10 protein-coding genes are annotated in these 13,479 nt (G+C 56.7%); 2 read left to right on the top strand and 8 right to left on the bottom strand.

What is annotated here, in order from left to right; genetic code table 11:
* Positions 1-4 precede the first annotated feature (4 nt).
* Positions 5-1,270 carry an oligosaccharide MFS transporter gene (locus tag JBO43_RS14720; protein ID WP_202674600.1) on the bottom strand — a complete coding sequence of 422 codons (1,266 nt, stop codon included), beginning with the start codon at positions 1,268-1,270 and terminating at the stop codon, positions 5-7.
* Between the two features lie 33 nt (positions 1,271-1,303).
* Positions 1,304-3,121 carry a DUF2264 domain-containing protein gene (locus JBO43_RS14715; protein WP_202674621.1) on the bottom strand — a complete coding sequence of 606 codons (1,818 nt, stop codon included), beginning with the start codon at positions 3,119-3,121 and terminating at the stop codon, positions 1,304-1,306.
* A 166-nt stretch (positions 3,122-3,287) separates the two neighbouring features.
* On the opposite strand from JBO43_RS14715, the gene JBO43_RS14710 reads away from it, so the two are divergent.
* A complete protein-coding gene (locus tag JBO43_RS14710; RefSeq protein WP_095283389.1) occupies positions 3,288-4,127 on the top strand; it encodes a helix-turn-helix transcriptional regulator in 840 nt (279 codons plus the stop codon).
* A 144-nt stretch (positions 4,128-4,271) separates the two neighbouring features.
* Here JBO43_RS14710 and JBO43_RS14705 read toward each other — a convergent pair whose 3' ends face one another.
* Genes JBO43_RS14705 through JBO43_RS14685 form a run of 5 tightly spaced genes read right to left on the bottom strand, consistent with a single transcriptional unit; the run spans position 4,272 to position 8,957 of the window.
* A complete protein-coding gene (locus tag JBO43_RS14705) occupies positions 4,272-5,159 on the bottom strand; it encodes a MurR/RpiR family transcriptional regulator (protein WP_202674599.1) in 888 nt (295 codons plus the stop codon).
* On the bottom strand, positions 5,156-6,103 hold the full coding sequence (locus JBO43_RS14700; RefSeq protein WP_202674598.1) for an iron-siderophore ABC transporter substrate-binding protein: 948 nt from the start codon (positions 6,101-6,103) through the stop codon (positions 5,156-5,158). The genes JBO43_RS14705 and JBO43_RS14700 overlap by 4 nt, the downstream gene beginning before the upstream one ends.
* Before the next feature lie 12 nt (positions 6,104-6,115).
* Positions 6,116-7,168, bottom strand: a complete 1,053-nt coding sequence (locus JBO43_RS14695; protein ID WP_202674597.1) for a FecCD family ABC transporter permease — start codon at positions 7,166-7,168, stop codon at positions 6,116-6,118.
* Entirely contained in the window at positions 7,165-8,148 is a 984-nt protein-coding gene (locus JBO43_RS14690) for a FecCD family ABC transporter permease (RefSeq protein ID WP_202674596.1), read from the bottom strand. Before JBO43_RS14690 ends, JBO43_RS14695 begins: the two co-directional genes overlap by 4 nt.
* Positions 8,145-8,957, bottom strand: a complete 813-nt coding sequence (locus JBO43_RS14685; RefSeq protein WP_202674595.1) for an ABC transporter ATP-binding protein — start codon at positions 8,955-8,957, stop codon at positions 8,145-8,147. Before JBO43_RS14685 ends, JBO43_RS14690 begins: the two co-directional genes overlap by 4 nt.
* Positions 8,958-9,337: 380 nt before the next feature.
* Between JBO43_RS14685 and JBO43_RS14680 the strand changes: the two genes are divergently transcribed.
* Positions 9,338-11,479, top strand: coding sequence for a TonB-dependent siderophore receptor (locus JBO43_RS14680; RefSeq protein WP_202674594.1), 2,142 nt, complete (start codon positions 9,338-9,340; stop codon positions 11,477-11,479).
* Between the two features lie 82 nt (positions 11,480-11,561).
* Here the strand turns inward: JBO43_RS14680 and parE are convergent, their stop codons facing one another.
* Positions 11,562-13,454, bottom strand: coding sequence for a DNA topoisomerase IV subunit B (parE, locus tag JBO43_RS14675; protein ID WP_103946985.1), 1,893 nt, complete (start codon positions 13,452-13,454; stop codon positions 11,562-11,564).
* Positions 13,455-13,479 lie beyond the last annotated feature (25 nt).

Genomic DNA, 13,479 nt, shown 5'->3' with positions numbered 1-13,479 from the left:
AAAATTAGCGTGATGGATGTTGTTCTGAGACGTTTATTGCCTGATTACCGCGCCATTTGCTCTGACAGGCAGATAAGGTAAAGGCAGAAATAATCGTAAAGGTCAGCGCCGTGACGCCCATGATGATATAGGTCTGTTCGAAGCCAATGCGGTCATACATATATCCAGCTGGTGAAGAGACCACCACGTTCCCGACATACAGCATCGCCTGATAGCCTAATAAATACATGGTGGCGTTCACGCGTTTATCGAAATGTTCGGCGATATATTTAAAGACCGACACCAGCAGGAGGCAGATTTCCAGACCGTATAGTGGTTTGAGAATCGAAATTAACAGATGCGAATCGCACATCCCGGAAATAATCAAACGTGCGCCGACCACTAATCCGACAATTAATAACCCGCGTTTGGCACCAATAAAGTTAACGAATAGCGGAATAACCATATACATCAGGAATTCCATCCCCGACTGCACGGTGCCCAGATAGCCAAATACCGCGTTGCCTTGATGTACATCGTCGAAGAAGGTCACGAAGTAGCGCGAGAATTGTTGTTCGGCGATAAACATCATCCACGCCACGCCCGCCACATACAGACAGAAGGCCCAGAATTTGCGGTTACGCAGCAGCGCGTAAACGTCTGATGGCGCAATTTTCTCTTTGGTCAGCACCTCACCCGCATGGACGGAGTTAGTGTTCACTTTCAGGTTCAGCAAGACGATCAGCATGATAACCGACGCCACGCTGCCCATAATGAAGTTGTACGCCGGAGAGAGATTAAACAGCAGGCCGGAAAATGACGACGCCACCGCCCAACCGAGCGATCCCCACATGCGGATCTGGCCGAACTCCATACCGTTCAAACGGCTAAAGCGGTCGGAATAGGATTCGCACGCCGCCACGCCCGCATACCAGGCGAAGCTTAAATAGAGCGCACCAATAATAATCCCAAGCATCGTGTTAGACATGAGTAACGGCTGATAGACATAAATAAAGAACGGAGCCATCAATGCCGACATCGCGACGACAAAATAGAGCAGATATTTGCTCATGCCGATTTTATCGAGAATATAACCATAAATCGGTTTCAGGATAACGGAGAACACGCCGTTCACCGCAAATACGGTACCAATCACCGAACCGCTGAGATTCGCTTTTTGGCCGAGCCAGATAGCCAGCAGGCCAATACTGGCCGACCAGGTAAAGAAATAGAGAAAAATAAAGGTACTGATTTTGTAATATTCGGTTTTATTCGTTGAGCTGATTTTCATAGAATCCTCGCCAACTTGTAGGGTCCAGAGTGTTTATATAAAGAACGACAACTGACGTTCGCTTCCCGGTTCGTTAATCACGACCTGGTTATTGTTGATATGCAGCTGCGGGGTGACCGTGTAGTTTTTCTGTTCCCCGGAAGCGGTGACGGCGCAGCAGAGCCAGCTTTCCCCGACCGGGATTTCAGTCATGAGCACAGGAATCGACGCGCACTCTGCAAACATCACGCTGCTGTTTGGCGGGGTGACGATGCTGTCGGGCTGGCGCGCCATCTCTGGCGAGAGGTCGACAATCACGCTGCTGCCGTTCTGGGCATTCAACACAGCCCCGCGCTCCTGCAAGCGATGCTCTGTTTTGATCACCGCAAATCCGCCCTCCACCGTTTGCAATCTGCGGGCGCTATCCACGCGATGCAGGCGCAGATGCCACTCGCCAAACGGTACCAGCCAGGTATCGATATGCACGTCGTGCCACGGCGACCAGCGCGAGAAAATGAAGTTTTCATCGACGCGCACTTCCTCACAATCGCGACGACCGCGAAAGTAATTATCCCCGTCAGAGAGCAGCAGCATCGAGTCGCAGGCCGCGTGTTTGATGCCGTAGCGCCCACGCTCAATGGTGAAACCAAAGCGGCTGGAGTAGGCAAATTTGGTGTATTTCGCCTCGGTGTTGACGTAGTTATTTAGCTCAAGCTGTCCGGCGGTAAGCAGCGTGACTTGCTGCGAATCGTCGGTGTGGATAACTATCTGCTGCGCGTTGGGGATCAGGTGTTTTTCCGCGCGTTTCGGCAACGGCTGTTCCTCTGCCTGCCAGAACGGACTTCCCTCATCCAGCGCCAGGATCAGGTAGGTTTTCAGTGCCCAGTACGGCGACCCCGGTGAGTTGTAGTCCTCGCACATCGCCAGATTCGGATAGGCAAAACCGAGCGTCAGAATACCGTCGCGATCGAGGATCGGCTGATGCTGCCACCAACGCAGATGGCGCAAAATGATGCCTTTGACGATGCCTGGCGTGAACACATCCAGCCCAGAAAATGCCACCGCGCTCCAGAAAGCGACCATCGCAAAGCGGTAGGTCAGGCTGCGGCCAAACGGAATCGAGGCTCCGTCGGCGGCGGACATATAAATGAAATCATCAGCAAACTGGCGTGCGCGGTCGCGCAGCACAGCCGCCCTCTTCTCTTCGCCGCTCAGGGTGGCGTAGATCAGGCCGTAAAAGTGAAACGCCATCGAGATGTAATAGTCTTTTGGGCGGCCCACGCCATCGGAATACCAGCCGTCGCCCAGATAGTAGGCGTCCATCAGCGCAAAGCGGTGATCGATAGCAGATTGATCGAACGGCAATCCGGCGCGTTTAAAACCGAGCTGGACCATAATGGCAAAATAGTTCCAGTTGCTGTCCGGCATCTGGGCATCGGTGATTTGATTCAGCCACGCGTGCAGATTTTGCACCTCGCGCTCGCTGAACAGATCTGTGAGCCTGTTTTGCAGCAGCGCCAGCCCGAGTCCATAGGCAGCCATCTCCACCAGACGCTGATCGTAAGGCGCGGTTTCGCCCCAGTAGCCTGCACTGTGCGGATCGGTGCCCTGCTTAATCGCGGTGATGTATTTCTCGCTATAGGGCGTGCTGTCGCCAGATGCCAGCAGCGGAAACAGGCCCCACAACGCGCGCGACAGCCCCTCCATCTGCGCAATATCCGTCGCGTAGTGCGCACACGTATCACCCAGTGAAATGCGTGAACTGCCCGGCGTAAACTGTTTATCCAGCGCGCCTAACAGGGTATTTAATTCCGCCACCACATCCTGGCGGGTAGACAACGGATTTGATGTTTCTTTATTTGCCGCCCACATACGCTCGTCCTCGTAATCATCTGCGGCAAAGAATAGTGAATCCATAACCCTCAGAAATGTTAGCCGTGTCACAGGGAAGAGAGATGAATAAACCCGAAGTTGAGAAAATTTAAAAAGGTGGTTTATAACGGAGAAGAGACGGGTAAAAGTTGAGTTTTATTGCACTATGCGCGACACGCCAAAATCTGACCATCTGGAGCTGATCACCCTCAACGATACCATTGTGTCGTTCAGCCGCCTGTTCGCCAATACCGTGCGCTATCACCACTGGCATCAGTGTCTGGAAATTCTGTATGTCGAAGAGGGTTTTGGCGTGGCGATCGTCGATAACCGTCACTACACCATGCGCCCCGGACGGATGTTTTTCTTCCCGCCGTTTACACTGCACAAAGTGATGGTTGATGAGCAGGCCGAGGCGATTTATCGGCGCACTATTATTCACCTCGATCACCACGCAGTGCTGAAAGTGCTACGTGATTTCCCGCAGGCGCAGCAGCGATTACAAAAGCTGGCGCGGCGCGGCGGGCCCGCGTGGGTGGCCGATGTGGCGCAAAGTCAGGTTCATATTAATCATCTGCTGAACTGCTATCAGCCGCCGATGAACAGCGAAAGCGTCGCCAGCCTGCTGATCAGTTTATTTGCCATGCTGCCGGACGACAGCGATGGCGCACCCGGCAGTAGCCACGGCATCGCCAGCCAGGTGATGTTCTGGCTAGATGAGAACTATCAGGTCAAATTTAGCCTCGACGCGCTGGCGCTTGAGCTGGGTAAATCTCGCAGCTACGTTTCACGTAAATTCCACTCGGAGACGGGCGAGAAAATTCACGATTATCTGAATACGCTGAGGCTGCGAAAGGCCTGCGAATGCCTGCTGCACAGCGACGAGAGCGTGCGGGATATTGGTGCGCGGGTCGGATTTTCGGATGTGACCTATTTTATCAGCGCGTTCAGGAAGGGGATCGGTGAGACGCCGTTGCAGTACCGGAAGAATCATTCGGGCGGTTGAAGTTGGGTGCGGTCTGGTGCCCTCACCCCGGCCCTCTCCCACGGGAGAGGGAGAACACCGGGTCCCCTCTCCATTGTGGGTGAAGGAGAACACCAGACGGTCCCCTCTCCCTTGAGGGAGAGGGTTAGGGTGAGGGGGAATGTGTTAAGCACTTTTCTTCCCCGGTTTTAATCCGCGATGAAATTCATTGATGCGTTTCATAGACTTAATCGTGCGCTGCGGTGCGGTGGATGCCACCGATAACACAATCATCTCCAGACACAGCATCACCGTGCCGTGCAGCGGGATTTTACCCTTCTCGTTACCGCGCGGAACGTGGATCACCACGCTCGCCTCTTTGCTGAATCGCGAATCGACAGCGTTGGTCAGCAGAATGGTCGGAATACCTAAACGGCGGGCCTCACGCAGGGTAGTTTGTCCTTCCCGGTGCGCGGATTTTTGCGCCATCATCACCAGTACATCCCCGCGCTGGAGCTCAATCAGCTGCTCAGCGAGGTTAATCCCTGTGCGATTCAGCGCCATCGCTGGCAGGCCAATGCGGCTAAACAATCGCGCGGTATATTCCGCCAGAATCCCCGATGCGCCAATACCAAAAATCGCCACCTGGCGAGCCTCTGCGAGCAGCGCCACCGCCTGCGCCAACGCGTAACGGTTCTGTGGTTCCGATAATATCTCGCAGGTGTGCTGATGCCCTTCCAGCACAAAATCGATACTTGAATTGACGTCGCTGGTCAGCGCCTTCACGGTGGTGGTGATCTTCTCGCTGGAACTGAGCGTCGGTCCAAACCAGTGTTCCAGCGTCTGTTTCAAATCGCGCAAACCGGCAAAACCCAACGCCTGAATAGCGCGCACCACCGTCGCATCGGAGGTTTTAAGCAGCGCAGCGATTTCCATCGCCGTTTGCTCCATCACCGCTTCACGATTGTCATTGATGTAACTGGCGACCAGCAGCAGGCGCGGCGTGAGCTGATGCGCGCGAGCGCGAAAACGCTCGCCGTAGACATCTACGCGAGATTTGTCTTTTCTGATCATTTCACCTCCGGCAACGGACGACCGGCGATTTGTGACTGGATCTGCGCGGCCATTAACCCCAGCGAGGCGAAGGAGTTGGAGATCGCCTCCTCGCGTGAAATCAGCACGTAATGTCCGGTGCGACAGGCGTTAACGAACTGGCACCAGCCGGGCATGACGGCCTCCATCGCCGCCAGCTCGTCCTGCGGTTTGCCGCCCGTGTCGCCGCGCCAGGTGGCAAAGACGAAATCCGCATCCAGCTCCGGCAGGCGTTCGGCGCTGACGTCAATGCGGCCACCTTCGGGAATATTGTCGATAAGAGGCGGGAAGGTGAATCCGGCGTCGCGCAGCACGCGGCCCAGGGAGTGATAGCTGTGCATCACCGTGATCTTGCCCTGATTAGCCTGGATCACCGAGACGCTCGTTTTCTTCGTCTCGATCGTCGCTTTTAGCGCGGCGATCTGATCCTGATAGCGACGCTCAAGGATCTTGAGCCGCTCCTGCGTGCCGGTCAGCTGCGCCAGCTTGCGGTAGATTTCCGGCGCACCGCCGTCAAGATGATCGATGCTTACCGTCGGCGCGATTTTCTCTAACTGCGAAACCGGCGTGCTGCGGGTTGGCTCGGTGATGATCAGATCCGGCTTGGCGGCGGCAATGGCTTCAATATCAATATCCGCCGTGCCGATAAACTGGATAGACGAATTATCGAAATCCACCCCCGTCAGCAGCCCACCGGAGCGGATAAAATGGCTGCCGTCAGGGCGCGTACGTCCGTGACTCGCCACCGGCGGGACGCCCAGTTCGATCAGCGGAATGGTAATATCGAGATCGTGCAGCGACACGATGCGTTTCGGGTGCAGAGGCACCGTCACCGTGCGCCCTAAATCATCGGTAAACGTCTGAACCGGTTCCGCTGCGCTCGCGGAAAACCCCGCCAGCAGTAGCATCAAAAACATAACGCGCATTTCATTCCCCTTTTAAAACCGGTCCCGGCGCGCCCAGAGCAGCACCAGGAAAAACGGACCGCCAATCAGCGAGATAACAATACCCGCAGGCAGTTGCAGCGGCAGAATCGCCAGCCGACCAATGTTATCCGCGAGCAAAACCAGCAGCGCACCCAGCGCCGCGCTGCCCACCAGCAGCGTAGTCTGCCCCCCGCGCAGCAGAAAACGCGCCATATGCGGCGCAATCAAACCGACAAAACCAATGCTCCCGACGCACGACACGCAGGCCGCCGTCAGTAATACCGGGGCCAGTACGCGCAGCAGCGCCAGAAGCGAGGTCCGCACGCCCAGCCCGGTCGCGGTGTGATTCCCGAGTAGCGCGACATCCGCCGCGCGGGCCGTAAACAGCAGCAGCGCAAACGCGGGGAGCGCCCAGCCCGCCGCCACGCCAACCAGCGTCCAGTTTGCTGCGTGCAGGCTCCCGGCGAGCCACAGCAGCGCGGTTTGCACGTCTCGCACGTCCGCCGTGGTCATGAAAACCCCCATTCCGGCGGCGAAGGTCCACGACACGCCAATGCCAATCAAAATAAAGCGCGGACGGGAAATGTCGCGGGCAAGCCATATCACCAGCAGCGCTGTCAGCAAACCGCCCGCCATCCCCACCACCGGACGCCAGAGAACGGAAAGCGTCGGAAACTGGAAAATCAGCAGCAACACCGCCACGCTACAGCCCTCTTTCACCCCGATAAGACCGGGATCGGCCAGCCCGTTGCGGGTGATGGACTGCATCGCCGCCCCCGCCATGCCGAGCATCGCCCCGCAGAGCAGCGCCATCAGCAAGCGCGGCAGACGGATGTCCTGCACGATGAAACGGGCGTCGGCGCTCGACGCATCGGGATAAAACAGCGCACGTGCGACATCAGACGTCGGAACGGGAAGTGTGCCGTGCGTCAGGCCCAGTACCAGCAGCGAGAAGATCAACAGGGTTAATACGGCTAACCAGCCCAGCGCTTTGGGGCGGATTAATGTGGAAAATTGTCCGCAACGCAGCGGGCGCAGTTCGGCGCGTAAAACAGCCCGGCTCATCGGAACATCCTCGCGGCCATCAGGATAAACACCGGTGCGCCGACCAGTGCGGTCATTACGCCGGTCGCCAGTTCGTGCGGCGTAAACAGCGTGCGCGCCGCGATATCTGCCAGCAAAAGCACCAGTGCACCGCAGCAGGCACAGAGCGGCACCATGACGCGTAAATCCACCGATACCAGACGGCGGATAATCTGCGGGACCACCAGACCGATAAAACCAATCGGCCCGGCAATCGACACCGCTGCGCCGCACAGTAACGCGATGGCGATCAGGGCGAGTATCCGCGTGCGCACAATCGACACGCCCAGCCCCTGGGCCATGCGATCGCCGAGCGCCAGCATGTTTAAAGAAGGTGCGATCCACAGGGAGAATGCAAATCCTGCAGCAGCCACCCAGGCGGCATGTTGCGTCGTCGCCCAGCTTAATCCCGCCAGATCCCCCGCCAGCCAGGTGCGCATCGCCAGCAGAGTTTGTTCATCGAGGATCAGCACCGCCGCGGTGATGGACGAGGCAAACGCCGACAGCGCCACGCCGCAGAGCGTCACTTTCATCGGCGTCAGGCCGGTGCGTCCGGCAGACGACAGGGTGAGCACCATCAGAAACAGGATCGCCGCACCCGCCGCTGCAATCAGCGGCCGCCCAAACGGCAGCGCCAGCCCGAGCGCGCTGGTGATGACTACCGCCAGCGCGGCGCCAGCGTTTAAGCCGAGAATATGCGGTTCGCCCAGCGGATTGCGGATCACCGCCTGCAACAGCACGCCGGCTACGCCAAGTGCTGCGCCGGTAATGAGCGCCGCCGCCAGTCGCAACAGGCGCAGGTTGATAATTACGTTGTGATCGAAGTTGCGCGGGTCAAACGCCAGAAACGCCTGCACCACGGTAGACGGGGGAATAAAGCGCGCACCGAGGCCCAAATGAATGATTGCGCCCATCAGCAGCAGCGCCAGAAAAACGACGGAAGCCAGACCTGCGCGCATCACGGTTTCCCACTACTGCGGCGAAACGGCATGAAAAACGGTTTGCCGGTCATCGGGTTGACTGACATCTGCACGTCCACGTCGAAGACGGTTTTGATCAGTTCAGCCGTGCAGACGTCGCCCTCGTGCAGTACGCCCTCCACTTTGCCTTCGCGTAAGAAGACCAGCGTATCACCGTAGTTCACCGCAAAATTGAGATCGTGGAGCACAACAATGACAGTGCGCCCGTGATGGCGCGTCAGATCGTGCAGCAGTTCGAGGATCTCCACCTGATAACGTAGATCGAGGAACGTGGTCGGTTCATCCAGCAGAATGGTCGGCGTCTGCTGGGCCAGCGCCATCGCAATCCAGCAGCGCTGACGCTGACCACCGGAAAGACTTTCAACGGGCAGATGCGCAAATTCTTGCGTGCCCGTCAGACGCAGCGCTTCTTCGACCGCCTGCTCGTCGGCATCGGTCCACTGGCGCATAAAGTTCTGCCACGGAAAACGCCCGCGCGACACCAGCTCAAACACCGTCAGCCCTTCGGGCAGCAGCGGCGATTGCGGCAAAATGCCGAGTTCACGCGAGACCGCTTTGGTCGGCTGGTGGTGAATGGCTGTGCCATTGAGCAATACCGCGCCACCCATCGGGTGCAGCAGGCGCGCCATTGTACTGAGCAGCGTCGATTTCCCGCAGCCGTTGGCCCCAACCAGCACGGTCATTTTTTCAGATGGAATAGTGAGGGAAATATCATCGACGATGATTTTTTTCTGGTAGCCAGCAGAGAGGTTTTCAAGAACCAGCTCCGGCTTTGTCGCGTTTTGAGCCACGTGTACGCCAACTTAATCAAATTACGAATAAATAAAAATAAATCTCATTCTCTTTTGTGAGTTTGCCGCTGTGCTATGTAGTAGTCAAGGGGATAAACACCCTAAAAAAACCAGGGGTTAATGGTCTGTACCACCTCAAGAGAAAATGAAAATAATTACCTACTTTCATGACGTTAACGTTTTAAACGCGCACGTGAATCTGGCGTTTTTTTACTGTAGTCGAATTTTGCTTTTTTCCATTTACTACTACATTGCCGCATGATTGAATGATTCTCAATTACATACCCGATACCGCACTGGCAAACGGGTAGCGCTTTACGGGCAATGACACACCATCTTCACCGGCGAGCATTCGCAGGTATTTCGGGAAAACAGATTTAATGGCTAAGTTCACACCTTCATTCTCTGGGATTAAAGGGCGCGTGCTCTTTTCACTGCTGTTCCTCGCTCCGATGGCGCAGGCGGCAGACAGCGCCACCGCGAAAGACGGCGAAACGCTGACCGTCACCGCTGATACTTCCGCAAAAACAGAGGCGACCAATGGCTATCAGCCACTGAACACCTCCACCGCCACGCTCACCAACATGCCGATGCTGGATATTCCGCAGGTGGTGAATACCGTGAGCGATCAGGTGTTGGAAGATCAGCACGCTACGACGCTCGACGAAGCGCTGTATAACGTCAGCAACGTAGTCCAAACCAACACGCTTGGTGGCACGCAGGATGCCTTTGTGCGCCGTGGTTTTGGGGCTAACCGCGACGGGTCGATCATGACCAACGGCCTGCGCACCGTGCTGCCTCGCAGCTTTAACGCCTCGACGGAGCGCGTCGAAGTGCTGAAAGGCCCGGCGTCGACGCTGTATGGCATTCTCGACCCGGGCGGGCTTATTAACGTGGTGACCAAGCGCCCGGAGCAACAGTTCGGCGGGTCGATCTCCGCGACCTCCACCAGCTTCGGTGGCGGGACCGGACAGTTCGACGTGACCGGCCCGATTGAAGGCACGCGTCTGGCCTATCGCCTGACGGGGGAATATCAGAAAGAAGATTACTGGCGTAATTTCGGCAAAGAGCGCAGCACGTTTATCGCGCCGTCCCTGACCTGGTTTGGCGATGACGCCACCGTCACGGTGCTCTATTCCCACCGCGATTATCAGACCCCGTTCGATCGCGGGACGATCTTCGATCTGACGACCAAGCAGCCGGTGAATGTCGATCGCAAAACGCGCTTTGACGAGCCGTTCAACATCACCGACGGTGAATCCGATCTGGCTCAGTTGAACGCCGAATATCGCCTGAACAGCCAGTGGACCGCCAAATTCGACTACAGCTTTAGCCAGGATAAATACACGGATAACCAGGCCCGCGTGATGGCCTATGACTCCGCCACCGGCAACCTGACCCGCCGTGTGGACGCCACTCAAGGTTCGACCCAGCGCATGCATTCGACCCGCGCGGATCTGCAGGGCAACGTCGATATTGCCGGGTTTTACAATGAGATCCTGACCGGGGTGTCGTACGAGAATTACGATCTGCTGCGCACGGATATGATCCGCTGTAAGAACGTTAAAGATTTCAATATCTACAATCCTTCCTACGGCAATCTGGGCAAATGTACGACGGTGTCGGCATCCGACAGCGACCAGACCATCAAGCAGGAAAGTTATTCCGCCTACGTGCAGGATGCGCTGTATCTGACGGATAAATGGATCGCGGTGACCGGCCTGCGCTATCAGTCTTACACACAGTATGCGGGGAAAGGCCGTCCGTTTAACGTCAATACCGACAGCCGCGACGACCAGTGGACGCCGAAAGCGGGCCTGGTCTACAAGCTGACGCCGCAAGTGTCGTTGTTCGCCAACTACTCGCAGACGTTTATGCCGCAGTCGTCTATCGCCAGCTACATTGGCAATCTGCCGCCGGAAACGTCCAATGCCTACGAAGTGGGTGCCAAGTTTGATCTGTTCGACGGGATTACCGCTAATATCGCGCTGTTTGATATTCACAAGCGCAACGTGCTGTACACCGAAAGCGTGGGTGATGAGACGGTCGCGAAAACCGCCGGACGCGTGCGTTCTCAGGGCGTGGAAGTGGATCTGGCGGGCCGTTTGACCGAGAACACCAACGTGATCGCCAGCTATGGCTACACGGACGCGAAAGTGCTGGAAGACCCGGACTACGCGGGCAAACCGCTGCCCAACGTCCCGCGTCATACGGGTTCTCTGTTCCTGACCTATGACATTCAAAACGTGATCGGCGGAAATACCCTGACGCTGGGTGGTGGCGGGCATGGCGTGAGCCGTCGTTCGGCTACTAACGGCGCGGATTATTATTTACCGGGCTATTTTGTCGCCGACGCCTTTGCGGCCTACAAGCTGAAGTTACAGTATCCGGTGACGCTGCAGCTGAACGTGAAAAACCTGTTTGATAAGACCTACTACACGTCGTCGATTGGCACCAATAACCTGGGCAACCAGATTGGCGATCCGCGCGAAGTGCAGTTTACGGTGAAGATGGATTTTTGATGTAAAAAAGCCCGGTGGCGCTACGCTTACCGGGCCTACGATCGATCCCCTCTCCCTGTGGGAGAGGGTTAGGGTGAGGGCATCAGGCTTCGATATCGGCCATGTCGCCTTTATCCTGCAACCAGTTGCGTCGATCTTCAGAACGTTTCTTGGCTAACAGCATATCCATCATGGCGTTGGTCTGCTGTTCGTCTTCGTCGCTTATCACCAGTTGCACCAGACGGCGGGTATTGGGGTCCAGCGTGGTTTCACGCAGCTGCAGTGGGTTCATTTCACCCAGACCTTTAAAGCGCTGCACGTTCGGTTTGCCCTTCTTGCGTTTCAGCTGCTCAAGCACGCCCGCCTTTTCTTCTTCCGTCAGTGCGTAATAGACCTCTTTGCCGAGATCGATACGGTACAACGGCGGCAGAGCCACGTGAACGTGACCGTTCTTGACCAGGGCGCGGAAGTGTTTCACGAACAGCGCACACAGCAGAGTGGCGATGTGCAGACCATCGGAGTCCGCATCCGCGAGGATACAGATCTTGCCGTAACGCAGCTGGCTTAAGTCGTCGCTGTCAGGGTCCATACCGATCGCCACAGAAATGTCATGCACTTCCTGCGAGGCCAGCACTTCATCGGAAGAGACTTCCCAGGTGTTGAGGATCTTGCCTTTCAGCGGCATGATCGCCTGGAATTCGCGGTCACGCGCCTGCTTGGCAGAGCCGCCCGCCGAGTCACCTTCAACGAGGAACAGCTCGGTGCGATTAAGATCCTGTGCGGTGCAGTCGGCCAGTTTACCCGGCAGCGCCGGACCGCTGGTCAGCTTTTTACGTACCACTTTCTTCGCCGCGCGCATACGGCGCTGGGCGCTGGAAATCGCCATTTCAGCCAGCATTTCTGCGGTCTGAATGTTCTGGTTCAGCCACAGGCTGAAGGCGTCTTTCACCACGCCGGAGACGAAGGCCGCGCACTGACGCGAAGAGAGACGCTCTTTGGTCTGCCCGGCAAACTGCGGGTCCTGCATTTTGACCGACAGCACATACGCACAGCGATCCCAGATATCTTCCGCCGACAGCTTCACGCCGCGCGGCAGAATGTTACGGTATTCGCAGAACTCACGCATCGCATCAAGCAGACCCTGACGCAGACCGTTGACGTGCGTACCGCCCTGCATGGTTGGGATCAGGTTGACGTAGCTTTCTGTCAGCAGCTCGCCGCCTTCAGGCAGCCACAGCAGCGCCCAGTCGACCGCTTCCGTATCGCCAGAGAAGTTACCGAGGAACGGTTTTTCCGGCAGGGTCGGCAGGCCGTTGATGGCTTCCGCCAGATAGTCGTTCAGACCATCCTGATAGCACCAGCGCTGCTCGCTGCCGTTCACTTCATCTTTGAAGGTGATTTCAACGCCAGGGCACAGCACCGCTTTCGCTTTCAGAATATGCGTTAAGCGCGAAACGGAAAAACGTGGGCTGTCGAAGAAGCTTTCGTCTGGCCAGAAATGGACGCTGGTCCCGGTATTACGTTTACCGCAGGTACCGATAACCTGAAGTTCTTGTACTTTGTCGCCGTTTTCAAAGGCGATGTTGTAGACCTGGCCGTCGCGGCGCACGGTCACTTCCACGCGCTTAGACAGGGCGTTGACCACCGAGATCCCCACGCCGTGCAGGCCGCCAGAGAATTGGTAGTTTTTGTTGGAGAATTTACCGCCCGCGTGCAGACGACAGAGGATCAGCTCAACGGCTGGAACGCCCTCTTCCGGGTGGATATCAACCGGCATACCGCGCCCGTCGTCGATCACTTCGAGCGACTGGTCGGCGTGCAGAATGACGTCGATGCGTTTGGCATGGCCTGCCAGCGCTTCATCGACGCTGTTATCAATTACTTCCTGGCCCAGATGGTTTGGGCGCGTGGTATCGGTGTACATCCCAGGGCGGCGGCGAACCGGCTCAAGCCCGGTGAGTACCTCAATGGCATCAGCGTTATAGGTTTGCGTCATGATTTAGCTAGCAATTCGCATTGAT

The sequence above is a fragment of the Lelliottia jeotgali genome, from assembly GCF_016771845.1.
GTDB lineage: Bacteria > Pseudomonadota > Gammaproteobacteria > Enterobacterales > Enterobacteriaceae > Enterobacter > Enterobacter jeotgali.
The sequence above is the reverse complement of the archived record's forward strand: the minus strand, read 5'-3'. Positions and strand labels throughout refer to the sequence as shown.

Coding starts and splice junctions, on each gene's coding strand:
- JBO43_RS14720 (WP_202674600.1), bottom strand. CDS start 1,270: ATGAAAATCAGCTCAACGAATAAAACCGAATATTACAAAATCAGTACC.
- JBO43_RS14715 (WP_202674621.1), bottom strand. CDS start 3,121: ATGTGGGCGGCAAATAAAGAAACATCAAATCCGTTGTCTACCCGCCAG.
- JBO43_RS14710 (WP_095283389.1), top strand. CDS start 3,288: ATGCGCGACACGCCAAAATCTGACCATCTGGAGCTGATCACCCTCAAC.
- JBO43_RS14705 (WP_202674599.1), bottom strand. CDS start 5,159: ATGATCAGAAAAGACAAATCTCGCGTAGATGTCTACGGCGAGCGTTTT.
- JBO43_RS14700 (WP_202674598.1), bottom strand. CDS start 6,103: ATGCGCGTTATGTTTTTGATGCTACTGCTGGCGGGGTTTTCCGCGAGC.
- JBO43_RS14695 (WP_202674597.1), bottom strand. CDS start 7,168: ATGAGCCGGGCTGTTTTACGCGCCGAACTGCGCCCGCTGCGTTGCGGA.
- JBO43_RS14680 (WP_202674594.1), top strand. CDS start 9,338: ATGGCTAAGTTCACACCTTCATTCTCTGGGATTAAAGGGCGCGTGCTC.
- parE (WP_103946985.1), bottom strand. CDS start 13,454: ATGACGCAAACCTATAACGCTGATGCCATTGAGGTACTCACCGGGCTT.